The 25,907-nt window shown below is 61.2% G+C and carries 22 protein-coding genes; 14 read left to right on the forward strand and 8 right to left on the reverse strand.

The genetic code is table 11. From position 1 onward, the window contains the following. Positions 1 to 118: 118 nt before the first annotated feature. Positions 119 to 742: a TetR/AcrR family transcriptional regulator gene (locus SM764_RS10085; protein ID WP_369001700.1), complete on the forward strand. Its 624-nt coding sequence runs from the start codon at positions 119 to 121 to the stop codon at positions 740 to 742. Between the two features lie 24 nt (positions 743 to 766). Here the strand turns inward: SM764_RS10085 and SM764_RS10090 are convergent, their stop codons facing one another. Beyond that, entirely contained in the window at positions 767 to 2,242 is a 1,476-nt protein-coding gene (locus SM764_RS10090) for an NAD-dependent succinate-semialdehyde dehydrogenase (RefSeq protein ID WP_369001701.1), read from the reverse strand. A 211-nt stretch (positions 2,243 to 2,453) separates the two neighbouring features. Between SM764_RS10090 and SM764_RS10095 the strand changes: the two genes are divergently transcribed. Together SM764_RS10095 and SM764_RS10100 are read left to right on the forward strand one after the other, a co-directional pair. Continuing rightward, complete coding sequence (locus SM764_RS10095; RefSeq protein ID WP_369001702.1) at positions 2,454 to 3,239, forward strand: alpha/beta hydrolase; 786 nt, start codon at positions 2,454 to 2,456, stop codon at positions 3,237 to 3,239. A gap of 209 nt (positions 3,240 to 3,448) precedes the next feature. Next, the gene (locus SM764_RS10100; protein WP_369001703.1) at positions 3,449 to 4,657 is read left to right on the forward strand and encodes an aminopeptidase P family protein; all 1,209 of its coding nucleotides are present in this window, start codon (positions 3,449 to 3,451) and stop codon (positions 4,655 to 4,657) included. Between the two features lie 153 nt (positions 4,658 to 4,810). Here the strand turns inward: SM764_RS10100 and SM764_RS10105 are convergent, their stop codons facing one another. Next, positions 4,811 to 5,593 carry a hypothetical protein gene (locus SM764_RS10105; RefSeq protein ID WP_369001704.1) on the reverse strand — a complete coding sequence of 261 codons (783 nt, stop codon included), beginning with the start codon at positions 5,591 to 5,593 and terminating at the stop codon, positions 4,811 to 4,813. A 174-nt stretch (positions 5,594 to 5,767) separates the two neighbouring features. Continuing rightward, a complete protein-coding gene (locus tag SM764_RS10110; RefSeq protein WP_369001705.1) occupies positions 5,768 to 7,825 on the reverse strand; it encodes a putative bifunctional diguanylate cyclase/phosphodiesterase in 2,058 nt (685 codons plus the stop codon). Between the two features lie 315 nt (positions 7,826 to 8,140). On the opposite strand from SM764_RS10110, the gene pssA reads away from it, so the two are divergent. From pssA to SM764_RS10130, 4 genes are all read left to right on the forward strand, one after another. Continuing rightward, a complete protein-coding gene (gene pssA / locus SM764_RS10115; RefSeq protein WP_065271682.1) occupies positions 8,141 to 8,884 on the forward strand; it encodes a CDP-diacylglycerol--serine O-phosphatidyltransferase in 744 nt (247 codons plus the stop codon). A 31-nt stretch (positions 8,885 to 8,915) separates the two neighbouring features. After that, positions 8,916 to 9,539 (forward strand): class I SAM-dependent methyltransferase, encoded by a 624-nt coding sequence (locus SM764_RS10120; protein ID WP_369001706.1) that lies wholly within the window; start codon positions 8,916 to 8,918, stop codon positions 9,537 to 9,539. Between the two features lie 179 nt (positions 9,540 to 9,718). After that, the gene (locus SM764_RS10125) at positions 9,719 to 9,985 is read left to right on the forward strand and encodes a hypothetical protein (protein WP_369001707.1); all 267 of its coding nucleotides are present in this window, start codon (positions 9,719 to 9,721) and stop codon (positions 9,983 to 9,985) included. 9 nt (positions 9,986 to 9,994) lie between these two features. Next, positions 9,995 to 10,636, forward strand: coding sequence for a DUF1523 family protein (locus SM764_RS10130; RefSeq protein ID WP_368948476.1), 642 nt, complete (start codon positions 9,995 to 9,997; stop codon positions 10,634 to 10,636). A gap of 50 nt (positions 10,637 to 10,686) precedes the next feature. Here SM764_RS10130 and SM764_RS10135 read toward each other — a convergent pair whose 3' ends face one another. Next, positions 10,687 to 12,264, reverse strand: coding sequence for a DUF5928 domain-containing protein (locus SM764_RS10135; protein WP_369001708.1), 1,578 nt, complete (start codon positions 12,262 to 12,264; stop codon positions 10,687 to 10,689). Positions 12,265 to 12,404: 140 nt separating this feature from the next. Between SM764_RS10135 and SM764_RS10140 the strand changes: the two genes are divergently transcribed. After that, positions 12,405 to 13,223, forward strand: a complete 819-nt coding sequence (locus tag SM764_RS10140) for a sulfotransferase family protein (protein WP_369001709.1) — start codon at positions 12,405 to 12,407, stop codon at positions 13,221 to 13,223. 316 nt (positions 13,224 to 13,539) lie between these two features. Here the strand turns inward: SM764_RS10140 and ilvD are convergent, their stop codons facing one another. Continuing rightward, the gene (ilvD, locus tag SM764_RS10145) at positions 13,540 to 15,384 is read right to left on the reverse strand and encodes a dihydroxy-acid dehydratase (protein WP_369001710.1); all 1,845 of its coding nucleotides are present in this window, start codon (positions 15,382 to 15,384) and stop codon (positions 13,540 to 13,542) included. A 111-nt stretch (positions 15,385 to 15,495) separates the two neighbouring features. Continuing rightward, positions 15,496 to 16,677 (reverse strand): benzoate/H(+) symporter BenE family transporter, encoded by a 1,182-nt coding sequence (locus tag SM764_RS10150; protein ID WP_369001711.1) that lies wholly within the window; start codon positions 16,675 to 16,677, stop codon positions 15,496 to 15,498. Positions 16,678 to 16,800: 123 nt separating this feature from the next. On the opposite strand from SM764_RS10150, the gene SM764_RS10155 reads away from it, so the two are divergent. The 5 genes from SM764_RS10155 (at position 16,801) to SM764_RS10175 (ending at position 21,142) form a co-directional block, all read left to right on the forward strand. Further along, on the forward strand, positions 16,801 to 17,403 hold the full coding sequence (locus SM764_RS10155; protein ID WP_369001712.1) for a helix-turn-helix domain-containing protein: 603 nt from the start codon (positions 16,801 to 16,803) through the stop codon (positions 17,401 to 17,403). Positions 17,404 to 17,524: 121 nt separating this feature from the next. Further along, positions 17,525 to 18,394: a DMT family transporter gene (locus SM764_RS10160; protein WP_369001713.1), complete on the forward strand. Its 870-nt coding sequence runs from the start codon at positions 17,525 to 17,527 to the stop codon at positions 18,392 to 18,394. Positions 18,395 to 18,437: 43 nt separating this feature from the next. Continuing rightward, on the forward strand, positions 18,438 to 18,914 hold the full coding sequence (smpB, locus tag SM764_RS10165) for an SsrA-binding protein SmpB (RefSeq protein ID WP_369001714.1): 477 nt from the start codon (positions 18,438 to 18,440) through the stop codon (positions 18,912 to 18,914). A 192-nt stretch (positions 18,915 to 19,106) separates the two neighbouring features. Beyond that, a complete protein-coding gene (gene sseA, locus SM764_RS10170) occupies positions 19,107 to 19,958 on the forward strand; it encodes a 3-mercaptopyruvate sulfurtransferase (protein ID WP_065271672.1) in 852 nt (283 codons plus the stop codon). Next, positions 19,958 to 21,142, forward strand: a complete 1,185-nt coding sequence (locus SM764_RS10175; RefSeq protein WP_369001715.1) for an amino acid aminotransferase — start codon at positions 19,958 to 19,960, stop codon at positions 21,140 to 21,142. Before sseA ends, SM764_RS10175 begins: the two co-directional genes overlap by 1 nt. A 498-nt stretch (positions 21,143 to 21,640) precedes the next feature. Here the strand turns inward: SM764_RS10175 and amt are convergent, their stop codons facing one another. Then, complete coding sequence (gene amt, locus SM764_RS10180) at positions 21,641 to 22,960, reverse strand: ammonium transporter (RefSeq protein ID WP_065271669.1); 1,320 nt, start codon at positions 22,958 to 22,960, stop codon at positions 21,641 to 21,643. 25 nt (positions 22,961 to 22,985) lie between these two features. Next, positions 22,986 to 23,324: a P-II family nitrogen regulator gene (locus tag SM764_RS10185; RefSeq protein ID WP_065271668.1), complete on the reverse strand. Its 339-nt coding sequence runs from the start codon at positions 23,322 to 23,324 to the stop codon at positions 22,986 to 22,988. Between the two features lie 269 nt (positions 23,325 to 23,593). Here SM764_RS10185 and SM764_RS10190 point away from each other — a divergent pair, with 269 nt between their 5' ends. Continuing rightward, a complete protein-coding gene (locus SM764_RS10190) occupies positions 23,594 to 25,840 on the forward strand; it encodes a transglycosylase domain-containing protein (RefSeq protein ID WP_368948468.1) in 2,247 nt (748 codons plus the stop codon). Positions 25,841 to 25,907: the final 67 nt, after the last annotated feature.

The raw sequence follows: 25,907 nt of genomic DNA on the forward strand, positions 1-25,907 counted from the left end.
TCCCCCGTGTCCGGATGCCGGGCGCGGGGGCTTTTGCGTTTGGCGCGTCTCATAGTTAGGGCTGACCGGATGGTAGGGAGGGTCCTTTTCTGCTATCAGAAGCTGGAAAGGAGCCGCCATGCCCCCTGCCTCTCGCCCTGCCTCACGATCCGCAAATCGTCCGGACGAATTCGTTCTGGCCGCAACGCAGCTTTTTGCCACGCGGGGCTATCATGGCGCCTCGATTGCCAATATCGCCGATGAACTGGGACTAACGAAACAGGCACTGTTGCACCACTTCGGCAGCAAGGACGCGCTGTATGAGCGGGTGCTGGAAGGGGTAGCGGATCGCATGATGCTGATGCTGATGGAGGCGCAGGACCCTGATGCCACGCCGGAGCAGCGGCTTGAGATGTTTTTCGAAACCTATCTGAGCGAGGGGCTGCTCAATCCTGCCGACAGCCGCCTGATCCTGCGGGAGCTGCTGGATGACCGACAGGAAGGCCAGCCCGCCGAACGCTGGTTCCTGCGGCCCGTTTTGCAGGAACTGGTGGCCATGGTGCAGGATGCACCGGCCTGGCGCGCCGCGCCGCCCGCGGCCGCATTGGCAGCGGTTTGCGATCTTCTGGGGGCGATCAGCTATTTCGCCATGTCGCAGCCGGTTCTGCCTCGCCTTCCGGGGCAGGCAGGGGCGGTCGAGGCTTTTCGTGTGCAGATACGAAGAAGGGTCCGCGACCTTGCCGGTCACGGACCCCAGTCCTGATGTTCTGAACCTCTGTGGGTCGGATCAGACCGACATGCAGATGTACTTCATCTCCAGATAATCTTCGATGCCGTGATGGCTGCCTTCGCGCCCGAGGCCCGACTGCTTGACGCCGCCAAAGGGCGCGACCTCGGTCGAGATGATCCCGGTGTTGACGCCGACGATGCCGTATTCCAGCGCCTCGGCCACTTTGTAGACCCGGCTCAGATCCTTGGCGTAGAAATAGGAGGCGAGACCAAAGATGGTGTCATTGGCCATGGCGATGACCTCGTCCTCGTCATCGAATTTGAACAGCGGCGCCAGCGGGCCGAATGTTTCCTCGGTCGAAAACTGCATATCCGTGGTGGCGCCGGTCACGATGGTCGGCTGGAAGAAAGAGCCGCCCAGCTCGGACGGGTTGCCGCCCAGGATGATCTCGGCGCCCTTGGCCGTGGCGTCTGCCAGATGGGCTTCTACCTTTTCAACGGCTTTGTTGTTGATCAGAGGGCCGAACTGCACACCGTCCTCAAGGCCGTCACCGACCTTCATCTTGGCAACCGCCTCTTTCAGCTTGGCTGCGAATTCATCATAGACACCGGCCTGCACATAGATCCGGTTGGCGCAGACGCAGGTCTGGCCGTTGTTGCGGAACTTGCACATGATCGCGCCTTCGACAGCAGCGTCGAGATCGGCATCGTCAAAGACGATGAAGGGCGCATTGCCACCCAGCTCCATCGAGCATTTCATCACCTGATCCGCCGCCTGACGCAGCAGCAGACGGCCAACCGGGGTCGAGCCGGTGAAGGTCAATTTGCGCACCGCCGGGTTTTCACAGAATTCGAGGCCTGTTTCCGGCGCGTCCGAGGTGGTGACCACGTTGAACACACCCGCCGGAATGCCTGCGCGTTCCGCTAGAACCGCCAGCGCGGTGGCCGACAGGGGCGTCAGCTCGGCCGGGCGGGCGACAAAGGCACAGCCTGCGGCCAGCGCCGGACCGGCCTTGCGGGTAATCATCGCGTTGGGAAAGTTCCACGGCGTGATCGAGGCGGCAACCCCGATGGGCTGTTTCAGGACGGTGATCCGTTTGTCACGCTGGTGGCCGGGAATGGTCTCGCCATAGATCCGCTTTGCCTCCTCAGCAAAGAACTCGATGAAAGATGCGCCATAGGCAATCTCGCCCTTGGCTTCGGCCAGGGGTTTGCCCATTTCCGCGGTTAGGATGGTGCCCAAGTCGTCCTGGTTTTCCATCATCAGGTCAAACCACTTGCGCAAGACATTCGCGCGTTCCTTGCCGGTCCATTTGGCCCAGTCTTTCTGTGCGGCTTCGGCCTGGGCGATGGCACCTGCAACCTGCGCGCGGCTGAGATCGGCAACTTCAGCAACCACATCGCCACGCGCGGGGTTGGTGACATCAAAGGTGCCCTTGTCTCCGTCAACAAACTGGCCGCCCACATAGGCGCGGGTTTCCAGCAGGGTCGGGTCCTTCAAAAGGGACTTCAGCTCGGTGTTCTTGGTCAGCATTGGTGTCTCCCCGGATTATTTGCAGGCATGCAAATCAGCTGGTCATTCATATGTCCAGAACCTTCGATGAGTCCAGAATTTGATCATAAATCTGCCGGACGCTGGGCATAGGCTAAGCAGAAGGGCCGGATGCCGCCGCTTCAGTTAGCTGTTTGACATTGTCCCGCGCAGCCCGTCACTTTGGCAAAAACAACAAACCGGGGAGACTGCCATGGAACTGGACGACGCCTATGCCAACGGAGCCTATATCGCGGGGGCCGATGATTATCCGCCGCGCTGGGATGCCTCGGCCGAGGATTTCCGAAACAGCCTGCACGAGCGTGCCCAGATCGACATCCCCTATGGTCCAGGCGATCGAAACAAGTTCGACCTCTTCCTGCCAGAAGGTACGCCCAAGGGTGTCTTCATCTTCGTGCACGGCGGCTACTGGCTGAGGTTTGACAAAAGCACATGGTCGCATCTGGCGGTAGGTCCGCTGGCGCATGGCTGGGCCGTGGCAATGCCGTCCTACGACCTGTGCCCCGATGTCTCCATTGCCGATATCACCCGGCAGGTGGCCTCGGCGGTGGTACATATCGCCGAAGAAGTGGACGGCCCCATCGCCCTGGCCGGGCATTCTGCCGGGGGGCATCTGGTCGCCCGCATGCTGGACCGGGCGCTGCTGCCCGAGGATGTAGGGGCGCGCCTAAAAACAGTGATCCCAATTTCGCCGCTGTCGGATCTGCTGCCGCTGTTGCGAACCTCGATGAACAAGCAATTCAAGATGGATGCCGAGGCCGCCAAGGCCGAAAGCCCGGTCGAGATGCAGGACCGCTATGACGTACCGGTCACCGTCTGGGTCGGCGCCGAGGAACGCCCGGCATTTCTGGATCAGGCGCAGTGGCTGACCGATGCCTGGGCGACCGATCATGTGATTGCCTTTGGCAAGCATCATTTCAACGTCATCGATCCATTGGCGGATCCCGACAGCGACTTGGTGGCGCTGATCGTCAATTAGGCAGCCCTGCCGATCTGCGCCGCACCGGGACCAGGACCATGACAGGGCGGCGCAGAAAACACTTGCCAGCGCTCCGATTCCGCAGCATGTCTGGGATCAGGGCCGGGCGATGGCGTCGCCGCGTGGAGCCGATTCCACGGGACCCTGATCACATATACAATCTGTCCTGTACGCCGGGACCTTTCTTGTAAGCAAAGGAAGGATCCAGCATGACTGCACGTCCTGACATGTACCGTTTTCACAATGGCGAAAAGGCGCCGCTGCAATTCCCCGTGGCCGAGTATGAGGCGCGCATTGCGGGCCTGCGCAAGATCATGGGGCAGGCTGGCGTCACCGCAGCCGTCTTCACGTCGATGCATAATATCTCGTATTATTCGGGGTTTACCTACTGCGCCTTTGGCCGTCCCTACGGTCTTGTGGTGACCGCCGATGCCGCCGTCACGATCAGCGCAGGCATCGACGCGGGCCAGCCCTGGCGCCGCTCTTTCTGCGATAATATCACCTATACCGACTGGCAGCGCGACAATTTCTGGCGTGCGATCCTGTCGGTTTCTGGCCCCTGCGCAACGGTGGGCTACGAGAGCGATCATCTGACCCTGCTGCAAAAGGGCAAGCTCGAAGCCTTTCTGCAACCGGCTGAGATGATTGATCTTTACGAGCCGACCATGCGCCAGCGCATGCATAAATCCGCTGCCGAGATCGAGATGATCCGCGCCGGTGCTGCCGTGGCCGATGTGGGCGGCTATGCCATCCGCGATATGATCCGCGAAGGGGTGCGGGAGATCGACGTGGCGATGGCGGGGCGCGATGCGATGGAGCTTGAGATCGCCAAACGCTTTCCCGATGCAGAATACCGCGACACCTGGGTCTGGTTCCAGTCGGGCATCAACACTGATGGCGCCCATAACCCGGTGACTGCGCGCAAGCTGCAGCGCGGCGATATCCTGTCGCTCAACACCTTTCCGATGATCTCGGGCTATTACACCGCGCTAGAGCGGACCCTGTTCGTCGGAGAGGTCGACCCTGACAGCCTGAAAGTCTGGGAGGCCAATGTCGCCGCCCATGAATACGGGATCTCGCTGCTGAAATCCGGCGCCAGTTGCGCCGAAATCACCCATAAGATCAACGCCTTCTTCGAAGAACGCGATCTCCTGCAATACCGCACCTTTGGCTACGGGCACTCCTTTGGCGTCCTGTCCCACTACTACGGGCGCGAGGCCGGGCTGGAGCTGCGCGAGGATATCGACACGGTGCTGGAGCCGGGAATGGTCATTTCGATGGAGCCCATGCTGACCATCGCGGAAGGCAACCCCGGCGCGGGCGGCTACCGCGAACATGACATCCTGGTGATCACCGAGGATGGCAACGAGAACATCACCGGATACCCCTACGGTCCGGAGTTCAACGTGGTCGCGTAACGGGGGCCGAAAGGCTCAAGAGTCGGGGGGTGACATCCGGACACCCCCCGTACACAGGCTGTGCATCCCTCAGGCAGAGCGAGTATTTCACCGGTTGAGACAATGATGGCCTCCGATCGCGGCAAGCCCCGTCCAGAGCCGTGGGGGGGCGCCTCAGACTTTCTTGTCCATTTTGAGGGTGCCGTTCTCACTATACTCGGCCATGTTGCCACCGGCAGAATGTGCAATGGTTTCGCCGCGGTAGGTCATGTCAAATGAACGGATCCCGACCTGCCCATCTTTGATTTCAAAGATCGGCTCGTCGATCCCGAATGTTGCAGAGAGAATCTCGGATTCCACGACGAGACGCATTCTGCTGGCTTCCAAGTTATCTTGCGTCCGTGCTTCCTGCATCTTCATATGCGCATTGAACTCATCATACCCTTCAACGGGCTCGAAGTTCGTACCGGTGTACTCTCCGCCAACGGTTGGAACTCCATTGCCATAGGTATTGATGGCCTCGGCAAAGCGCTGCAACGCAGACAAAGTCCTGCTCGCGTACTGCAGAGCTTCCTCTTTGCTGGAAAAGTTGACCGGATTTGCGCCATCCGCCTGCACTGACTTGTAGGTTGAGACTGAACGCGAGTTGACCTGAAGGTTGAACCCGTTTTCATCGGCAAAACGTGCCTCCTGGACGGATACCTCCTTACCCGCCTTGAGTTTCTCAACGTCAACCCCGCCTATGGATCCGCCCAGGGACACGGCGATTTTGATCATCCGATCATAGCCTTCCGCGATTTGAGACGCTTGGGATATCTCAGATGTCTTCGCCTCGGCTCTTGCTTCATACCTCTCTTTAAGTTGTAGCAACGCGTCCGACGGCGGTGGTTGCTGGGCTTTCATAGCCTCTACATCGAAGAACTTTACGTTAATCAAATATGATGCTGGAAATTGCATGGTTGGTCTCCTTTCCGTCACTAGGATACTCGAGCGAACGTAAAGAGTGCATTGCGGCCATAGGCTGTTTTGCGGTTTCCAGATCAGCCAGGTATTTTTGTGGTGCTACACAATTTCCAGCCAAGGAAATGAACATATCAGGGAGGCTGGGGCAGGCAGGCCGCAGTCCAGGGGTTATGCGGCGTTTTTCTCGCCGTCCACTGCCGCATTGCAGGCAATCCGGCGCATGTCGTCCCGGGTCATCGGCTGACCGAAGTAAAAGCCCTGAACCGAGGTGCAGCTTTCTGCGCGCAGGAAGCTGAGTTCGTCTTCGACCTCGACCCCTTCGGCAAGAACCGGAATGTCGAGGGCAGCCCCGAGCAGCAGCGTGGAGCGCACGATGGCGGCACGCTGTGCGTCTTTATGCACGTCCTGAACGAAACTGCGGTCGATCTTGATCTTGTCGAATGGGAAGGTCTGCAACATCGACAGCGACGAATACCCGGTGCCGAAATCATCCATGGCGATGCGAATGCTCAGCTCTTTCAGCTTGTGCATCACCTTCAGCGTATGCGCCTGATCGTCGATGATGCTGGCCTCGGTGATTTCCAGTTCAAGGCGTTGCGGGTCAAGACCGGTTTCGAACAGGTTGTCCATCACGTCTTCGACAAACGAGGGCTGGACCAGCTGTTGCGGCGCCACGTTGACGGCAATGCTGTAGGGGTGATCCCATTGCGCCGCCTCGCGGCAGGCCTCCCGCAGCACCCAGGCGCCGATATCGCGCACCAGACCGGTTTCTTCGGCCACCGGGATGAATTCATCCGGGGACACCCGACCACGCGTCGGATGGTTCCAGCGCAAGAGCACTTCGAACCCCACCGGCGCCAGCGTTTCCAATGTGTTCTGGAGTTGATACACCAGTTCGAATTCATTGTTCTGCAGCGCCAGACGCAGGTCATGCACCAGCTGCGTCTTGTCCCGGCTACGGCGGTCCATTTCCTCGTCGAATTGGCAGATCGGCGTGTCTGCTTCTGACTTGGCCCGATACATCGCCACATCCGATTTATGCAGCAACTGGTTCGGATCACGCCCGTCTTCCAGCGTCGATGCAATCCCGATCGACGCCCCGACCCGCAACGAGACTTCCTCCAGGTCGATGGGCTCTACTATGGCGGCGTGCAGACGCTCTGCAAAGCTCTGCACCTCCTCGATGCGGCGGAACCCCAGTTTGATGGCGACAAATTCGTCACCGCCAACCCGCGCGATGTATTCGCCTTCGCCTTTTTGTTCATTCAAGCTCTGCGAAACCCGGCGCAACACTGCATCTCCTATCGCATGGCCATGCAGATCATTCACCTCCTTGAACAGATTGAGGTCGATCGTCAGCACCGCCGCCTTTGCTGTCTCATTTTCAGTTAGCTGCGTCTGCAGGGCATCCAGTTTGCGGGTCAGCCACATCCGGTTGGGCATGCCGGTCAGCGGATCATGCAGGGCCGCATGAGTGAGTTGAGAACGGGATTCCCCTTCGAGATTGACCTCAATACTCGCAGAAGCGATGGCGATCAGCAGAATGATCCCTGTCACTCCGAAGATCAGCATGGCCATGGCGGTATCCGAAATTGTCTCGGTCGGCACCTCAATTGAGGAATCCAGCCGGATCTCGATGGCGCTCATCCCGGTGAAATGCATAAGACAGATCGCCAGGACCATGGCCCCCGCTGGCCATAGCCGCCCGGCCACCCCGCCCAGGCGTTGGACAATCAAACCATAGCTGAGTGCGCCAACACCCGCGCCCAGAAGGACAGAGGCCACCAGATGCGGAAGGCTCCAGACAATCGTTCCGGGGAGCAAATAGGCGTTCATGCCAGTGTAATGCATCGCCGTCACGGTCAGCCCGAACACTGCCCCCGCTGCACAGGCCGCAATCCGGCTGCGGGCATAGGCCAGCCCAGCGTTTGCAGCCAGTGAACCGATGACGCCGACCAGAAGCGATACGCCAGTCAGCACCGGTTCATACCCATGCGCATAGCCCGGGTCATAGGACAGCATCGCGATAAAGTGGGTCGACCAGATCGTGGCCCCGGTGATCAAACCGGCAAGGGGCAGCTGAACCAGGCGGCGCATGCCCGTCCACTGGGTCAAACGGGTGGACATATGTGTGGAGAGAACCGAACCGATGACGCAAATAAAAGCAGCCACGGCAACCAGGCCATAAATATGCTCCTGGGTGATACAGTCCAACAGACGATACATGAACCAAGTCCTCGGGTCGTATATGAGATTCAGTCTCTTGTCCCGTTGAACGGTTAACAAAACAACCGTGATTCAGCTCGCCCCAGAGATAACATGAGTATCATTGTAATATTTAAAAAGTGATCATCCGCCATCCTGCCTTGGCGGGCTATGGTGGAAACGGCTCTCCGACCCCTCCCATTGCACGCTCCCTCGCAATCGGGCATAGGAGGGGGAACCCTCCTGTATTGTGCAGGCTGGGGCGGGCAGGGGGCTATGCAGTCCTGTGCCGCCCCAAGGATCCCTAACCGAGCCTTATAGACTGACCTCCGCCCCATGGACGATCTGCCCAAGAAGACCAAGAATGAATTCGCTCTGATCCAGCTTCTCCCCAACATCATGACGGTGGGGGCGATCTGTGCGGGGTTGTCGGCGATCCGGTTCGGGGTGCAGGGAAATTACGTGCTGGCGGTGCAGCTGATCCTGCTGGCAGCGCTGCTGGATGGTCTTGACGGGCGGTTGGCGCGGGCCTTGGGCAGCGACAGCAAGATGGGGGCCGAGCTGGATTCGCTCGCGGATTTCCTGAACTTCGGCGTCGCGGCGCCGCTGGTGATCTATTTCTGGGCCTTGCAGGATATGCGCAGCGCCGGGTGGATTTCGGTGCTGGTGTTCTCGGTCTGCTGCGTGGTGCGGCTGGCGCGGTTCAACGTGGCGGCGAAATCGGATGAGCCGGTCGTGGGCGAACGCCTTGGCTACTTCACCGGCATCCCTTCGCCTGCCGGGGCACTACTGGCGATGCTGCCGATGTTCGTCTCCTTCTCCTTCTCCGGCGGGCTGGTCGTTCCGGATCTGCTGATCTGCTTTCACATGGTTGTCATAGGTTTCCTTATGATCAGTCGCATCCCGACTTGGTCGCCCAAGGCGGTGAAGATCAGCCGGGAGAATGTGAAATATTTCCTGGTGGGCTGTGCCTTTGCCGGGGCGGCGGTTCTGACCTATGCTTGGACGACGCTGGTTGTGTTGTGCCTTGTTTACGTGGTTTTGGTGGTCTGGGGGCTGATCCGAAAGGTACCGGATTGAGCGGGTAACAAGAAAACGGGGAGGCACGGGATTGGAACTGAAGGCGGTTCAATCATCCTACGCGCGCTGGGCGCCAATTTATGACAGGACATTCGGGGCGGTTACCAATGCCGGGCGGCGCCGGGTCGTGAACTATATCAACCGGCGCGGCGGCAGCGTGCTGGAGGTTGGCGTTGGCACCGGGCTGTCGCTGCCACATTACGGCGCGGATCTGTGCGTCACTGGCATCGATTTCAGCAACGAAATGTTGGCAAAGGCGGAAACCCGCGTGGCCGAGATGGGGCTGGCCAATGTCGCCGGGTTGCGGCAGATGGATGCGCGCGATCTGGATTTTCCCGATGCCTCCTTTGACACGGTGGCGGCGATGCATGTGCTGTCGGTGGTGCCCGAGCCGCAAAAGGTGATGGCTGAAATCGCCCGGGTGCTGAAACCCGGCGGCGAGGTGGTGATCAGCAACCATTTCAAAAGCACCCAGGGCGTTCTCGCCTCGCTTGAGAAGATATCGGCCCCGTTTGCCAATGTGCTGGGCTGGCATTCCGATTTCGAGATCGGGACCATCCTTGGCGAAGAGACGCTCAGCCTCAAGGAGCAGGAAAGTCTGCCCCCCTTTGGGATGATGACCTTTCTGGTGCTGAAGAAAGCCCGCCAAAACTAAGCCAGTGCCCGAACTGCCTGCTTCGGATGGGCGGCGGGCGCCCCTGCGCCCTTGTGCGGTCGGCGGGATTGGCATCGCGGCAAAAACGCTTATGTTCGAAGGGGTAAGCCAGCGCATTGGCCGGGCTCTGCCGCAGGGCAGCGCCGCAGGGTTGGGCCGCGTTGGGGCTGGGGGCGGTGATGTTAGGCTTTTTGCGGCTGTTTTTCTTTCTGATGATCGGGCTCACGGTGGTTTACGGCGCCGTGTCGCTCTACTCGCGGGAAATGCGCCGGGCTAAACTGAAACGCCGCTGGGCCGAGAAGGGCTTGACCGGAGATCGCGCGACCTTCATCCAGCGGGGGTTGCGGCAGTATGACCATTCGTTCCGGCGTCGGCTGATCCTGCTTGTCTATGTGGTGCCGCTGGGATTGATTGCGACACTGATCTATATGGTCAATTTCAGATAGGAGGCCTTTATGGGCTACATCAAATGGGGATTTCTGATCACCGTCTGGCTGCTGTTCGGGGCCTTCCTGCACTATACGTTGCCGCAGTATGACGTGGTGCGGATCGTCAACACCTACGAGGAACGTCAGGAACTGAATGACTGGACGCGGATGTTCTGGTCGACGCCCGACACCCAGTCGACCGAGCAGAGCAACCGGGATGTGCAGTTCATTCAGGCGGTGCGTCCCGATGGCAGCGCGATCGTTTACCGGAACGAGGACACCGGTTGGAACTGGCCGCCCTATTTCAAATTCGACACCGCCAATCTGTATACCGAGGCCAATGACGCGATCTCAAACAAGGCCGCGCCGGAATGGGTGGCGGTGCTGCACTATGGTTGGCGCAACGAATTCCTGTCGGCCTTTCCCAATGCAGTGGGGATCAAGCCTGTTTCTGGGCCGGATGACAAACCTCTGAACTGGGTCAGCATCCTGATCCTAGTACTGATTGCGGCGCTATTCTGGGCCATCTACGTGCGCTGGCGCCGCTTCCGCCGCAACCGGCTCGACCCGATGATCGATGATGTGGAAGACAGCCTTTATGCCGCTGGCGACGCCATATCGGAGCGCCGCAGCAGGCTGCGCCGCTGGCTTGGTGGCGGCAACAAGTGACCCTGTCCGCCGCGCCGGGGGTGCGGGGTGGCCCTTCCGGTTGAGGTCGATTAATCGCTGAACAGATCTGGGTTCTGGCTGATCGCTTGAGCCTGCTCCGCCGTAATGCCAAACACCCTGGCCAGTTTGGCGACCTTGTCTTCTGCAGTGTCCGCCTCGTGCAGGGTAACGAAGGGATCAAACCCGGCATCCCGGATCCGGTCGGTTTCATGCAGGATATCATTGCGGATGGTCGGCAGGATCCGGTCTAGGGTCTGTTTCGGTGTCTGCACTCCGACAAGGCCAGATCGCTGGGCATGGGCAATCAGATATTCATCGGTGAAATCACAATCGAGGTGAAGCACCTGCGTCACTGAGCGGTCAGAGGCGAAGTCATTCATCAGCTCCAGCCCCGAGGGATCTATGCAGACGATCAGCCGGTTGCTGTCGTAATATTCAAACAGCATGCGCATCAGGGCGCGGCGGTGGCGAGTGCGTTTCCACAGCGAGGCTTCGATCCCGCCAAGATCGGGTAAGGGCGTGTCTTCCTCGTGGAAGAGATAGGCGATGGCCGGAACCTCGGTGCGCTCGTTGACTTGCCGGATCAGCCTCTTGGCCACGTGCCATTTCTTGCACACGACCATGGTCAATTCCCGCTCCCGCCCCAGGCTGCTCTCGGTTTCCCAGAACCGCGGTGCAAAGCGGCGTCCGTTGCGACCGCGCTGGGTAAGAAACTGGAACAGGCTGCGCCCCTCGTTCGAGATCTGGAACTCCACGCCCTCGGCCGCGTAGAGCCGCCCGAGACGGCGTTTCAGATCCTTGGCATCCGGGCTGATCTTGCGGGCAAAGAGGAAATCCTGGCTCAGCAGCAGATCGTAGTGATCGTTGTAGAAATTCACCGGCATTCCGTAATCGGTGAACATCAGAAATGTGAGCGTGCGGCACTGGATCTCATCGCCCGGGATCAGGTGGCGGACCAGCGTCTGGAAAAAGGTCTCATCCGGGATCCATGTGGTGCGGAAGAAGCGGACCACATCGCGCCGCTCCCGCACGAATTGCAGGATCGCCTCAACAGTGCGGCGGCGCAGGCACCACCACTGGCTGCCAATCTGGACCTGAATGTCCGAAGGCACCGCGCGGTGCAGACGGAGTTTCTTCTGAAGGTTATGACTCCATTCGAACAGAGCCTTGTTCTTGCGTTCGTTGAAGACATGCCGGTAGATCAACCGGTCTTCCTTCATGCCGGTCTTAATCCAGTCGCTTTCGAAGAAATCAAAGCTTTCGATGAAGTCGAAATCGTTCTGGTCCAGATAGTCATGCGCGTACTGGGCGGTCTTGATCGCCATGCAATCGCCCGAGAGCATGTAGAAATGGGTGGCCCGGGGGAAGTTGTCGGCGGCGGTGCGCATTGCCGCAAGGGTGGCACGGACCAGCGACCATTCCCCCCAGCCGCATTTGATGCGTCGCCGCGGAAAGCAGACGTTGGGATTGTCGTCGAGGGCCGCGCGGATCTCGGCGTAGTCCTGATCGCTGGCGCGGCCGTCGAAATGGATCACCATGTAATCGCCGACCGCCGTCAGCCGTTCAGCCTGCTGGATGATCGCCTCAGGGTCCTTATGGCAGAGCAGTATATATGCAATTTTTGCCATTCTGACGACGGTATGCCCCTGTTTTGCTGGATTGTCTTCTTGATAAAGCTCGGAGCTGTTTGAAGAAACAAGATTATTTGTCTTTTGGCCGCGATGTGGTCATTGTTGCCTCGAGTGGACAGGAACGGAGTTGGTTGCGGATGGGATTCCCAGGAACCTGGATGACCGAGAGCGAAAGCGTGATTTACCGGGTGGTGCCGAAATGCGCCTGTTCGACCATCGGTCAGATACTCTATTATTCCGATCACGGCAGGTTCTTTGATGGCGATATTCACGATTCAAAGGAAGGCCTGCACAAATGGGCGCAGGAGGCCAGTCAGGAGCCGATCAGCCGCAATGTGCTGGGCCAGCGCACCTATGCCTTCACCTGCGTGCGCAACCCCTATACCCGGGTGCTCAGCTCCTTCTTTGACAAGATCTGCGGCATCCAGCGCAACGGCAAGCGCTATCGTGGCAATCTGGTGCCACGGCTGGTCTATGATTACGGGATCGAGGTCGGCGGCGAGGATGGCCAGCAGGAGTTCGACCAGATCAAGAGCTTCCGGCGGTTCCTTTTATTCGTGCGCGATACCATCCGGTTCCGGCGGCCGATGGAGCCGGATATCCACTGGTCGGCGGCCTCGGGGCATGTGTCGACCTTTATCGTGAATGGCGGACGCTACAACAAGATCATCTGGACCGAGGCCTTCAACGACGGCATGAGCCAGGTTCTGGACGCCATCGAGACGCCGCATCCCGTGGACCTTGCGGCAATCCCGCGCTTCAACGAAAGCGAAGGCCATGGCCCCAAACGCGCGCATCCGGTCGAGGATTACTTCGACGATCTGTCGATGCATCTGATCTATGAGATCTACAAGCGCGATTTCGACTTGTTTAAATACGATTTTGAAAACCCCGCCAAAAAGATGCCCATCGGAGAGATCGATCTGGACGAGGTGCACGCCAAGCTGGGCGACTGATCGCGCTGCTTTTTACGCTGCGAAAGGGAAGGCTCCCGCCCATCGTCGGGCATTGAAAATGCCCATCCGCTGGTTGGGCGTGGCGCCGCTGGCGCGGCGCGAAGGGGTTTGCTGAGAAGCGGTTGAGGGGCAGGTCTGCCCTCAACGCGCCCTATCGATTTTCTTTGGGCTGGGCGCGTCAAGGGTGAACCGCGCGTGCCGCGCGGCGGCCGGGCCGCCCTTGACCCGGGCCGCAGATGCTGCGGTCGAAGGCCGGATAAGAAAAAGGCCCCTCAGCCGGGTTGGCGAGGGGCCTTCGTCATTCATTCAGAGGCGGTCACTCGTCGTCTGGCAGCGCGCGCACGGCGCCCTTGGCGGCGCTGGTGGTCAGCATCGCGTAAGCCTTGAGTGCAGTCGAGACCTTGCGCTTGCGCGGTTTCGCTGGTTTCCAGCCAGCGGCCTCTTGCGCGGCGCGGCGGCTGGCGAGTTCCTCGTCCGAGACGGCCAGATGGATCGAGCGGTTGGGGATGTCGATCTCGATGGTGTCGCCCATCTGCACGAGGCCGATGGCGCCGCCTTCGGCCGCTTCGGGGGAGACGTGACCGATGGAGAGACCCGAGGTGCCACCGGAGAAACGCCCGTCGGTCAGGAGGGCGCAGGCTTTGCCGAGACCCTTGGATTTGAGGTAGGAGGTCGGGTAGAGCATTTCCTGCATGCCCGGACCGCCGCGCGGGCCCTCATAGCGGATCACCACCACATCGCCTTCCTTGACCTTGCCGGTCAGGATGTCGCTGACGGCCTGATCCTGGCTTTCGCAGACATAGGCCGAGCCGGTGAATTTCAGGATGCTTTCATCGACGCCCGCGGTTTTCACGATGCAGCCATCGAGCGCGATATTGCCGAACAGCACCGCTAGGCCGCCGTCCTTGGAAAAGGCATGTTCGGCCGAGCGGATGACGCCGCCCACGCGGTCGGTGTCCAGTTCCTTGTAACGGTTGGACTGGCTGAACGCCTCGGTCGTGCGCACGCCGCCGGGGGCAGCCTTGAACAATTCCTCGGCCTCGGGGTTGTTGGCGACCTTGACGTCCCATTTGGCGATGGCTTCGCCCATGGTGCTGGAGTGTACGGTGGAACAGTCATCGTGCAACAGACCGGCGCGGCTGAGTTCTCCGAGGATCGAGAAGATGCCGCCAGCGCGGTGCACGTCTTCCATATGGACGTTCTCGATGTTGGGGGCCACCTTGCACAGGCACGGCACCTTGCGGCTGAGCCGGTCCATGTCGGACATGTCGAAATCCACCTTGCCTTCATTGGCAATGGCCAGGAGGTGCAGCACGGTGTTGGTGGAACCGCCCATGGCGATGTCGAGGCTCATGGCGTTTTCAAAGGCCTCGAAGGTGGCGATTTCGCGCGGCAGCAGGCCTTTTTCCTCGCCCACGTAGTGGCGTTTGGTGATGTCGACGATCTTGCGGCCCGCCTCCAGGAACAGGTTCTTGCGGTCGGCGTGGGTGGCAAGCGTGGAGCCGTTGCCGGGCAGGGCAAGACCCAGCGCCTCGGCCAGGCAGTTCATCGAGTTGGCGGTGAACATGCCCGAGCAGGAGCCGCAGGTGGGGCAGGCGTTTTCCTCGATATGCTGGACCTGTTCGTCGCTCAGTGTGTCGCTGGCGGCGGCAACCATGGCATCGACGAGGTCGATCTTCTTGGCATCCAGATCGGCGATGTCGATCTTGCCCGCTTCCATCGGGCCGCCGGAGACGAAGATCACCGGGATATTGAGACGCATGGCGGCCATCAGCATGCCCGGAGTGATCTTGTCGCAGTTGGAGATGCAGACCATGGCATCAGCGCAATGGGCGTTGACCATATATTCCACGCTATCCGCGATCACCTCGCGCGAAGGCAGCGAGTAGAGCATGCCATCATGGCCCATGGCGATACCGTCATCCACCGCGATGGTGTTGAATTCCTTGGCAACGCCGCCTGCGGCCTCGACCTCGCGGGCGACCATCTGGCCGAGATCCTTGAGGTGGACGTGACCGGGCACGAACTGGGTGAAGGAGTTGACGATGGCGATGATCGGCTTGCCGAAATCATCGTCTTTCATACCGGTTGCGCGCCAAAGGCCACGCGCGCCGGCCATGTTGCGTCCATGGGTGGAGGTTCTGGATCGGTACATTGGCATGTGGCTATTTCCCCTTTTTACCCTCAGGGACATGATTCGCGAAACAAACGCAATAACTGAGGGGCGATTTTGGTTATTTTGCTCCGATTTCCGGGGCGGTTGCGGAATGGGTTATGCGGGTTTTCTGAATGTCACCGACGGGCGGCTCAGCGTGAGGTGACAGACCAGGCCGATCAGCAGGGCCCAGAAGGGCGCGCCGATCCCGAGAAAGCTGATGCCCGATACCGTGCCCATAAAACACAGCAGTGCCGCCTCGCGCCCTTCGGTCGGGGTCAGCGCATGGGACAGCCCGTTGCCGATGGTCGACAAGAGCGCAAGGCCTGCAATGGTGGCGACCAGCGCGTGCGGCGCGATCAGGAACAGGGAAATCACGGCGGCGCCGCCCAGCCCCACGAAGCAATAGATCACCCCGGCGGCCACCACGGCGAGGTAGCGGGTGTCCGGATCCTCATCCGCTTCGGGTCCGGCGCAGATGGCAGCGGTGATGGCGGCAAGGTTGAAGGCATAGCCGCCAAAGGGCGCCAGGATCAGCGAGGCGATCCCGGTCACCGTCAGCGCGGCCGAAACCGGCGGAACGTAACCTGCGCTGCGCAGGGTCACCACGCCGGGCATGTTCTGGGAACACATGGTCACGATATAGAGCGGTAGTCCAAGGCCGATTAGCGCCGAAAGGGTGAATTCGGGCATCACCGCCTCGGGGGTGGCGAGGGTCAGGTTCAGCTGCTGCAGGTCTCCGAAGCTGCCGGTTGCGGCGGCCCAGATGACACCCGCCAGCAGAACCAGCGGGATCGTGTAGCGCGGTGCATAGACCTTGCCGATCAGAAAGACCGCGCCCATCACCGCGACCAGCCAGACGTCTTCTTCAAGCGAAGTGAACGCCTCCAGCCCAAAGCGGAACAGGATCCCGGCCAAAAGCGCATTGGCCAGCGTATCGGGGATCAGCCGCGCCAGCCTCTCGAACCAGCCAGTGAGGCCGGTGAGCGTCAGCAAGGCGGCGCAGAACAGAAAGGCGCCCGTGGCCTCGGGCAGGGTGGTCGCGCCACCGCCCACCGCCAGAAGGGCGGCGCCCGGAGTGGACCAGGCGGTCAGAACCGGCAGGCGGAACCACAGCGACAGGATCAGGCTGGTGATCCCCATGCCAAGCCCGAGCGCCAGAAGCCAGCTGTTGGCCTGCGCCTGGTTTGCCTCCAACGCCGCGATGGCCTGAAAGATGATCGCCACCGAACTGGTGTATCCGACCAGAACGGCGACGGCGCCTGCCGTGATATGAGAGAGTTTCAGCTGCGGCATCATGGGGATCCTGAATGGGGTTTTCCCGGGCGTCGGGCTCTTGTAGGGTCAGTTTGTGCGTTATAGCGCACATTATCTTCTGTGCGCTATAACGCACAAGGCTTTTTTGAAGAGATCGACAGACCGATGCCAACGCAGCCCGCGTCCCCGCCTGTAAGCCCCGCGTTCCCGCCGGTAAGTGAAGACAAGATTTCGCAGAATCTGAAGCAGATCCGGGCCGAGGCCGGTTTCAGCCTGTCGCGGGCAGCCGAGGTGACGGGAGTCTCCAAGGCGATGCTGGGGCAGATCGAACGAGGCGAATCCAGCCCGACCATCGCCACGCTCTGGAAGATCGCCAAGGGGTTTCACCTGCCGTTGACCGCCCTGATCGAGGATAGCAGTCAGCCCAAGGTTCTGGGCGAGAGCGTGTTCCGCACGGTGCAGTTTCCCGGCAGTATTGCGGTCAAGATCGTCTTTCCCTTTGATCCCAACCTCGGGGCCGAGACCTTTCACGTGCGCCTGCGGCCGGATCAGTGCCACCAGTCCCAGGCGCATGACGCGGGCGTGACCGAAGAGGTCTTTGTGCTCGAAGGGCCTGTGGAGGTGCTGAGCGATGGGGCTTGGGTGCGGCTCGACGTCGGGGAGGGGCTGCGTTTTGCGGCCGATCAGCCCCATGGGTACCGTGCCGGGCCGGACGGGGCGGCCTTTCTCAACATGCACCATTATCGCAGACCGGATCCGACTGGCTGACCAGGTCCTGCGCCCGCAAAGGTCACAATTCCGTAAGAGGGGACACGGCAGTGCTTGCCGAAGTCTCACCTTGCGACTAGGGCTGTGGCAGGGACTTAAAAGCCGATTGGGGGAGGCACCGATGGAAACGCTGCGCGGCAGCCTGTTGATGGTGCTGGCCATGGGGGCCTTTGGGCTGGAGGACATGTTCATCAAATCGGCAGCGCAGGCGCTGCCGGTCGGGCTGATTCTGGTTTTCTTCGGTCTTGGCGGTATGGTGCTGTTTGCACTGGTGGCGCGTGCGCAGGGACAGGCCTTGTGGCACCCGGCCTTTTGCACGCGCGTGATGCTGCTGCGTTCTCTGTCAGAGGTCGTTGGTCGTCTGTGTTTTACCCTGGCCCTTGCGCTGACGCCGCTGTCCTCGGCCTCGGCCATCCTGCAGGCGACGCCGCTGGTGGTCGCGGCGGGCGCGGTGGTGTTCTTTGGCGAAACGGTGGGCTGGCGGCGTTGGCTGGCGATTCTGGTCGGTTTCGCCGGGGTGCTGATCATCCTGCGCCCCGGGGTCAGCGGCTTTGAACCGGCCTCGCTGTTCGCGGTGGCCGGAACGCTGGGCTTTGCCGGGCGCGATCTGGCAACGCGGGCGGCGCATGTGTCGATGCACAACAGCCAGCTCGGTATGCTGGGTTTTGCCATGCTGGCAGTGGCCGGGGTCATCGCGCTGGGTTGGACCGGGCTTGATGGGCTGGGTGACGGGGCGCTGACCGATCCGGGCGTCTGGCTGGATGTGGCCTGCGCCACGGTGATCGGGGTGATCGCCTATGGGGCGCTGACCGGCGCCATGCGGCTGGGCGAAATCTCGGTCGTGGCGCCCTTCCGTTATACACGGCTGGTCTTTGCCATGGTGCTGGGCATCCTGGTCTTTGGCGAGCGGCCCGATACGCTGACGCTGATTGGCAGTGCGGTGATCGTGGCCAGTGGTGTCTTTACCCTGATCCGCAGCCGCAAGGCCTGAGTCATCTTGCGTCCGGTCCCGGGCGCGCTTACATCTGCCTGCCATGGCCAAGCAGAAATCAGACCCGAACTACAAAGTGATTGCCGAGAACCGCCGGGCGCGGTTCGATTACGCGATCGAGGAAGATCTCGAATGCGGGATCGTTCTTCAGGGGTCGGAGGTGAAATCTCTGCGCGCCGGGGGGGCCAATATCGCTGAATCCTATGCGACCGTCGACGACGGGGAGCTGTGGCTGGTGAACTCCTATATCGCGCCCTATGCGCAGGCCAAGGTGTTCAAGCACGAGGAGCGCCGCCGCCGTAAGCTGCTGGTGTCGCGCAAGGAGCTGGCACGCCTGTGGAATGCGACGCAGCGCAAGGGCATGACCCTGGTTCCGCTGGTGCTCTATTTCAACCATCGGGGCATGGCGAAGATGAAGATCGGCATCGCCAAGGGCAAGAAGAACCACGACAAGCGCGAGTCCCAGGCCAAACGCGACTGGTCGCGCCAGAAACAGCGGCTGCTGAAGGACGCGCGCTGACGCCAATAGCCTGAGCTGCCGGAACCATCCTTCGGGACGGGGACGAGGCAGGCCCGGCGGGCCGTTTGTCGCCACGGCACCACGTTTGGTGCATGTATCAGGGAAATATTGTACCGGAACAGCCGCTTCTCTTGCGACTCCGCGCGGTGGGCTGTACCCATGCGCCAGCGAACCTGAGGGGAGGCGTTTTTGATGGATGATCCGAAAACTCTTGTGTCAACCGACTGGCTGGCAGCCCATCTGAAGGATCCCGATCTCAGGATTCTGGACGGGTCATGGTATCTGCCCAATGAGAACCGCGATCCCAAGGCGGAATATGACGCGGCCCATATCCCCGGCGCGCGCTTCTTTGACATCGATGATATTTCGGACCACCGGTCGGAACTGCCCCATATGGTGCCACCGGTCGAGAAGTTCATGTCGCGCCTGCGCGCGATGGGCGTGGGCGACGGTCATCAGGTGGTGGTCTATGACGGCGCCGGTCTGAAATCGGCGGCCCGTGTCTGGTGGCTGTTCCGGTTGATGGGGCAGATGAATGTCGCGGTGCTGGATGGCGGTCTGCCGAAATGGCAGGCCGAAGGGCATCCGGTCGAAGACCTGCCGCCGATGATCCGCGACCGCCACATGACCGTGCGGGTGCAGAACCAGCTGGTTCGCGATGTGACGCAGGTCTCTGCGGCCGCCAAGCTGGGCGATCATGAAATCATCGACGCCCGCGCGGCCGAACGGTTCCGCGGCGAGGTGCCGGAACCGCGCGAGGGGCTGCGCTCGGGCCATATCCCCGGCTCGAAGAACGTGCCCTATGTGACCCTTTTGAACCCCGATGGCACCCTGAAAGACGCAAACGGCATTCGCGCCACCTTTGAAGGCGCGGGTGTCGACCTTGCGAAACCTGCCATCACCACCTGCGGCTCGGGTGTGACCGCCGCCGTTCTCAGCCTGGCACTGGAGCGCATCGGCAAGACCGATCATGCGCTTTATGATGGATCCTGGGCAGAATGGGGCGCCTTCCCGACCCTACCCGTTGCAACCGGAGAGAACTGATGTTCGAGACCCTGAAACCCCAGCCAGCGGACAAGATCCTGGCGCTGATGCAGATGTACCGCGAGGACCCGCGCGCGGATAAGATCGACCTTGGTGTCGGTGTCTACAAGAACGCTGAGGGCGTCACCCCGGTGATGCGCGCGATCAAGGCCGCCGAGCACAAGCTGTGGGAAGAAGAAACCACCAAGGCCTATACTGGCCTCGCGGGTGATCCCGGTTATGCCGATGTCATGATCAAACTGATCCTGGGTGATAGCGTGGCGCGTGGAAACATTGCCGCCGCCGCCACCCCCGGCGGTACCGGTGCCGTGCGCCAGGCGTTCGAGCTGATCAAGATGGCCAACCCCAAGGCACGCGTTTTTGTGTCGGACCCGACCTGGCCGAACCACATCTCGATCCTGAAATACGTTGGCATCGAGACCGTCACCTACCGCTATTTTGACCGCGAAACCCGCGGCGTGAACTTTGACGGGATGATCGAGGATCTGAAGGGGGCCGAGAAGGGCGACGTGGTGCTGCTGCACGGCTGCTGTCACAACCCCACCGGGGCCAACCTGAACACCACCCAGTGGCAGGAGGTGATCGACCTTCTGAACGCGCGCGGTCTGATCCCGATGATCGACATTGCCTATCAGGGCTTTGGCGACGGTCTGGAAGAAGACGCAGCGGGTGTGCGCATGGTGGCTGCCCAGGCGCCCGAATGCCTGATCGCGGCAAGCTGCTCCAAGAATTTCGGCATCTACCGCGAACGCACCGGTCTTCTGATGGCGGTTAGCCAGGACGGCAGCGCACAGGCGCTGAACCAGGGCACGCTGGCCTTCCTCAACCGGCAGAACTTCTCTTTCCCGCCGGATCACGGCGCGCGCCTGGTGACGATGATCCTGAACGACGACGCCCTGCGCGCCGATTGGGCATCCGAGCTGGAAGAGGTGCGCCTGGGCATGCTGGGTCTGCGTCAACAGCTGGCGGATGAGCTGCAGCGCCTGAGCGGCTCGGACCGCTTCGGCTTTATCGCGCAGCACCGGGGCATGTTCTCGCTGCTCGGGACCACGCCCGAGCTGGTCGAGAAGATGCGGGTCGACAATGGCATTTACATGGTCGGCGACAGCCGCATGAATATCGCGGGTCTCAACAAGACTACGGTGCCGCTGCTGGCCAAGGCGATCATCGACGCGGGCGTCTGAGCGCCCCGACAAACAATGATGAGAAGAGTCAAGCGCGCTCCCGAGTGGGGCGCGTTTTTTGTGTTACTGTCATGGGGCAGGGGCTCCCGCGCCCGCAGGTGCCTTGCCTTTGGCAAGCCTCCTTGGCGGCCTTGGGCGTGGCGCCGCTATCGCGGCGCAAGGGATTTCGCTGAGAAGCGGTTTAAGGGCAGGTCTGCCCTCAAACGCGCCCTGACCATTATGAACAGCAGCGCACCGCGCCTCAAGGGAACCTCGCGCCTTGCGCGAGGCCGCTGGTGCGGCCCTTGACCCGCGGTGCGCTTTGATGGGCGGGGCTTTGGTGACAGATGAGAGCAGCAGGCGCCGCGTCAGCGGCGCCGGGCCCAACCGCAAAGGGACAGTCTATGACTGTGCCGGAGCGGGCGGGAGTGTTCACTCGATGCTGGGGAAAGGGGACTAGGCAAAGAAAAACGCGGCCCCGAGAGGCCGCGTTCCTAGATCTGTGTCAGGAGGCTGGGTTTAGCCTGCCTTGAACTCCGGATAGGCTTCCATGCCCAGTTCCGCCATGTCGAGACCGTTGATCTCGTCTTCTTCGGTGACGCGGATGCCCATGGTGGCCTTCAGGATCAGCCAGACAATGCCGGAGACGATGAAGGTGAAGGCGCCGATGGCAACGAAGCCGGTGATCTGGGTCACGAAGGAGGTACCTTCGGTGTAGAAGGGAACCGCGAAGGTGCCCCAGAAGCCTGCGACCAGGTGCACCGGGATGGCGCCGACGACGTCGTCGATCTTCAGCTTGTCCAGCATCGGCACAACGAAGACCACGATCACACCACCGACGGCACCGATCCAGAGCGCGCCGAACAGCGAGGGATCAAGCGGACCCGCGGTGATCGACACCAGACCGGCCAGGGCGCCGTTCAGGGTCATGGTGAGGTCGGGCTTCTTGAACATGACCTGGGTCAGCAGCAGGGCAGCGACAGCACCAGCGGCGGCAGCCATGTTGGTGTTGGCGAAGATGCGCGACACGTCGGTCACATCACCCACGGTGCCCATCGCCAGCTGCGAGCCGCCGTTGAAACCGAACCAGCCGAGCCACAGGATGAAGGTGCCCAGGGTCGCCAGGGCCAGGTTGGAGCCGGGCATCGGGATGGTTTTGCCGTCTTTGTACTTGCCGATACGCGGGCCGAGGATCAGCGCGCCTGCGAGGGCTGCGAAACCACCTGCTGCGTGCACCAGGGTCGAGCCGGCGAAGTCGGAGAAGCCCATTTCGGACAGGAAGCCGCCGCCCCACTGCCAAGAGGCTTCGATCGGGTAGATCACGCCGGTCAGGATTGCGACGAAGATCAGGAAGGGCCACAGCTTGATACGCTCGGCCAGGGTGCCGGAGACGATCGAGGCGGTGGTGGCACAGAACATCAGCTGGAAGAAGAAGTCGGAGCCAACCGATGCATAGTCGAGCGAGGCATCCGCTGCCGCCAGACCAACCGGTTCAAGCGAGGTGATGGAGAACCAGGGGCCCATCACGCCCGAGATCACCCAGTCGCCGGGGTACATTAGGTTGAAACCGATCAGCCAGTACATGATGGCCGCGATCGAGAACAGCGCGATGTTCTTGGTCAGCTGCATGGTCACGTTCTTGGAACGCACCAGGCCTGCTTCGAGCATGGCAAAGCCTGCAGCCATCCAGAACACCAGGAAGCCGCCGATCAGGAACAGCAGGGTGGTAAAGATATAGGGGTTGATGTCGGGGGTTTCTGCTGCCGCGTCCTGCGCCAGTGCCAGGCCCGGAAGGGCGGCAAAGGCCGTGGCGGCAAGAGAGAGTTTCAGTTTACGCATCTGTATTTTCCTCCGAAATGGACGCTTAAAGCGCCTCGAGGTTGGTTTCGCCGGTGCGCACCCGCACGGCCTGTGCCACATCCAGGACAAAGATCTTCCCATCGCCGATCTTGCCGGTGCGGGCGGTGGACGAAATGGTGTCGACCACCTGATCCGCCAGCTCCCCTGGCACCACGATTTCCAGTTTGACCTTAGGGACGAAGTTCACTTCGTATTCCGCACCACGGTAGATTTCCGTGTGGCCCGCCTGGGCTCCAAAGCCTTTGATTTCCGTCACCATCAGACCTGAAACGCCGATTCCGGTCAGCGCTTCGCGGACCTCCTCGAGTTTGAAGGGTTTGATGGCTGCTATGATCATTTTCATCTCGACACCCTATTTCTGGACCACTTAGGCCGCTCCATTCGCACCTGCAGCAAAGCGGCCACCCCGAGTCGGGGGAACCGGAAGAGCCTGTTTGCAGGGCGGAATGGCGGCCTCGGGCCTAATTATTTTGCTTAAAAAGTGGTCAATGCCTGCATTTTGAGCGTTTTGAGGAGGGAGTTTCCGGCAAAACTGCCCCTCTACAAAGCAGTGGGATCGGTTTATTGTCGCCAAAACGGGCAAACCGGGCAGGACACTGGCAGGATACTGACATGGCACAAGGATCAGGGCGCAAGCCGCTGGTGGCGGATAAACGCTATCCCAAAAGCAGATCCGGCAAAGGGGCAAAGCCCGCGCGCCGGGGCGCACGAAAAGGCAGCTCTGGTGGTGGGATCTTTGGGTTTCTCTTCGGGCGCCGAAAACCTGCCGCAGCGCCCAAGAAGGCTGCGCCGCGGAAAAAGGCAGCAGCGACGCGCAAACCAGCCCCCAAACGCAAACGCGGGCTGATCGGGACCCTGCTGGCACCGTTTCGATGGCTGCTGCGTCTGGTCTGGGGCTTTACCTGGCGCGTTGGGCTGATCTGCACTGGCATCGTCGCCCTGGCGGTCGGCTATCAATACATGAAGCTGCCCGAGGTGACGCAGCTGCTGGATGGGCGGGCGCGTGGCTCGGTCACCCTGCTGGATGCCAAGGGAGAGGTCTTTGCCTGGCGCGGGGATCAGTTTGGCGGCGTCGTCACCACACAGACCGTGTCGAAACACCTGAAGAACGCGGTGGTCGCCACCGAGGACAAGCGGTTCTACCGTCATTTCGGCGTCTCGCCGCGCGGGATTGCCAGCGCGGTGCGCATCAACCTGAGCGAAGGGCGCGGTCCACTGTCCGGACATGGCGGCTCGACCATCACCCAGCAGACGGCGAAGCTGCTATGCCTTGGCGAGGTCTATGACCCCGAGGTCTGGGAAAGCGAACGCGCCTATGAGGCCGATTGCCGTCAGGGCTCCCTTTGGCGCAAGGCGACCGAGGCGGTCTACGCCATGGCGATGGAGGCCAAATACACCAAGGACGAGATTCTCTCGATCTATATGAACCGGGCCTATATGGGCGGCGGCGCCTATGGCGCCGAGGCGGCGGCGCAGCGCTATTTCGGAAAATCCGCGAACCAGCTGAACGCGGCCGAGGGTGCGATGATCGCCGGTCTTCTGACCGCGCCGTCTTCGCTGGCGCCGACCAATAATCTCAAACGCTCGCAGGACCGCGCCGCCACCGTGCTGCGCCTGATGAACGAACAGGGCTATCTGACAGCCAAGGAAACCCAATACGCGCAAAGCCACCCCGCAGAGCTCAGTGAAGCTGCCGAGGCGCGGGCCGGGGGATATTTCGCCGATTGGGTGATGGATACGATCCCCAGCTATTTCGGCGATCAGACCACCGAGGACGTCGTGATCCGCACCACATTGGACCAGCGCCTGCAGAAAGCCGTGGAAGGCGCGGTGGATCATGTTTTTGAGAACAAGGTGCGCGAAGGGTCAAAGGCTCAGGCCGCCATTGTGGTGATGAGCGCCGATGGCGCCGTGCGCGCCATGGTGGGCGGGCGCAAGACGCGGGTGTCCGGCGTCTTCAACCGCGCCACCCAGGCGAAACGGCAGACCGGCTCCGCTTTCAAACCCTTTGTCTATGCCACGGCGCTGGAGCTGGGATACTCGCCGCTCGACCGAGTGCTGGATGCGCCTTATTGCATGGATATTCCGGGATCGGGCGAATGGTGCCCACAGAATTATACCCGCAAATACTACGGCGAAATCACCCTGACTCAGGCGCTGCGGGATTCGCTGAATATTCCTGCGGTGAAGATTTCCGAAGCGGTGGGCCGCGATCTGGTGCGCCGGGTGGCTGGCGATTTTGGCATCGACAACGAGATGGCTGAAGGTCCGGCGCTGGCGCTTGGCGCTTCGGAAAGCACGCTTCTGGACATGACCGGCGCCTATGCCGGGATCCTCAACGGCGGCTCTTCGGTGACGCCCTATGGGGTGACCTCGCTGAGCCTTGTGGAAGACAGTGAACCGCTGATGGGCTCCAGCGGTGGTATGGGAGAGCGGGTGATCCGCACCAAGGCGGCGCAGCAACTGGTCTGGATGATGGAAAAGGTGATCGCCGAAGGCACCGGACGGCGGGCGCAGATCCCCGGCTGGCAGGCGGCTGGCAAATCCGGCACCACCCAGGCGGCGCGGGATGCCTGGTTCATCGGCTTCACGGCGGATTACGTCGCCGGGGTCTGGATGGGCTATGACGACAACACGCCGCTGACCGGTGTGACCGGAGGCGGGCTACCGGCCGAGATCTGGCACGAGGCGATGGTGCGGGTGCACGAGGGCCTGGAGCCGAAACCGCTGCCGATGCAGGCGCCGGATCCATTGCCCACGCCGCAACCCTCAGACAGGGATCAGCGTCGCGGCCCCCGGATTGGTCAGGAGTTAGGCCGCGCGGTGGATGGCATCCTGAGGGATATCTTCGGCAACTGAGTTGGCGCCCCTGGCAGGCTGGCGGGAAGAGGTCGCGGCGACTCGTGCAGCCGCAATGCGCGACCAC

It is taken from the genome of Pseudophaeobacter sp. 1A16562, from assembly GCF_041008785.1.
GTDB classification, from domain to species: domain Bacteria; phylum Pseudomonadota; class Alphaproteobacteria; order Rhodobacterales; family Rhodobacteraceae; genus Phycobacter; species Phycobacter gallaeciensis_A.

Excerpts from the sequence above, each read along its gene's own strand:
- SM764_RS10190 (WP_368948468.1), top strand. The coding sequence starts at position 23,594 with ATGGCACAAGGATCAGGGCGCAAGCCGCTGGTGGCGGATAAACGCTAT.
- SM764_RS10125 (WP_369001707.1), top strand. The coding sequence starts at position 9,719 with ATGTTAGGCTTTTTGCGGCTGTTTTTCTTTCTGATGATCGGGCTCACG.
- SM764_RS10100 (WP_369001703.1), top strand. The coding sequence starts at position 3,449 with ATGACTGCACGTCCTGACATGTACCGTTTTCACAATGGCGAAAAGGCG.
- SM764_RS10160 (WP_369001713.1), top strand. The coding sequence starts at position 17,525 with ATGGAAACGCTGCGCGGCAGCCTGTTGATGGTGCTGGCCATGGGGGCC.
- SM764_RS10185 (WP_065271668.1), bottom strand. The coding sequence starts at position 23,324 with ATGAAAATGATCATAGCAGCCATCAAACCCTTCAAACTCGAGGAGGTC.
- SM764_RS10110 (WP_369001705.1), bottom strand. The coding sequence starts at position 7,825 with ATGTATCGTCTGTTGGACTGTATCACCCAGGAGCATATTTATGGCCTG.
- SM764_RS10090 (WP_369001701.1), bottom strand. The coding sequence starts at position 2,242 with ATGCTGACCAAGAACACCGAGCTGAAGTCCCTTTTGAAGGACCCGACC.
- amt (WP_065271669.1), bottom strand. The coding sequence starts at position 22,960 with ATGCGTAAACTGAAACTCTCTCTTGCCGCCACGGCCTTTGCCGCCCTT.
- SM764_RS10150 (WP_369001711.1), bottom strand. The coding sequence starts at position 16,677 with ATGATGCCGCAGCTGAAACTCTCTCATATCACGGCAGGCGCCGTCGCC.
- SM764_RS10130 (WP_368948476.1), top strand. The coding sequence starts at position 9,995 with ATGGGCTACATCAAATGGGGATTTCTGATCACCGTCTGGCTGCTGTTC.
- SM764_RS10095 (WP_369001702.1), top strand. The coding sequence starts at position 2,454 with ATGGAACTGGACGACGCCTATGCCAACGGAGCCTATATCGCGGGGGCC.
- SM764_RS10105 (WP_369001704.1), bottom strand. The coding sequence starts at position 5,593 with ATGCAATTTCCAGCATCATATTTGATTAACGTAAAGTTCTTCGATGTA.
- ilvD (WP_369001710.1), bottom strand. The coding sequence starts at position 15,384 with ATGCCAATGTACCGATCCAGAACCTCCACCCATGGACGCAACATGGCC.
- pssA (WP_065271682.1), top strand. The coding sequence starts at position 8,141 with ATGGACGATCTGCCCAAGAAGACCAAGAATGAATTCGCTCTGATCCAG.
- SM764_RS10135 (WP_369001708.1), bottom strand. The coding sequence starts at position 12,264 with ATGGCAAAAATTGCATATATACTGCTCTGCCATAAGGACCCTGAGGCG.
- sseA (WP_065271672.1), top strand. The coding sequence starts at position 19,107 with ATGGATGATCCGAAAACTCTTGTGTCAACCGACTGGCTGGCAGCCCAT.
- SM764_RS10140 (WP_369001709.1), top strand. The coding sequence starts at position 12,405 with ATGGGATTCCCAGGAACCTGGATGACCGAGAGCGAAAGCGTGATTTAC.
- SM764_RS10175 (WP_369001715.1), top strand. The coding sequence starts at position 19,958 with ATGTTCGAGACCCTGAAACCCCAGCCAGCGGACAAGATCCTGGCGCTG.
- smpB (WP_369001714.1), top strand. The coding sequence starts at position 18,438 with ATGGCCAAGCAGAAATCAGACCCGAACTACAAAGTGATTGCCGAGAAC.
- SM764_RS10085 (WP_369001700.1), top strand. The coding sequence starts at position 119 with ATGCCCCCTGCCTCTCGCCCTGCCTCACGATCCGCAAATCGTCCGGAC.
- SM764_RS10155 (WP_369001712.1), top strand. The coding sequence starts at position 16,801 with ATGCCAACGCAGCCCGCGTCCCCGCCTGTAAGCCCCGCGTTCCCGCCG.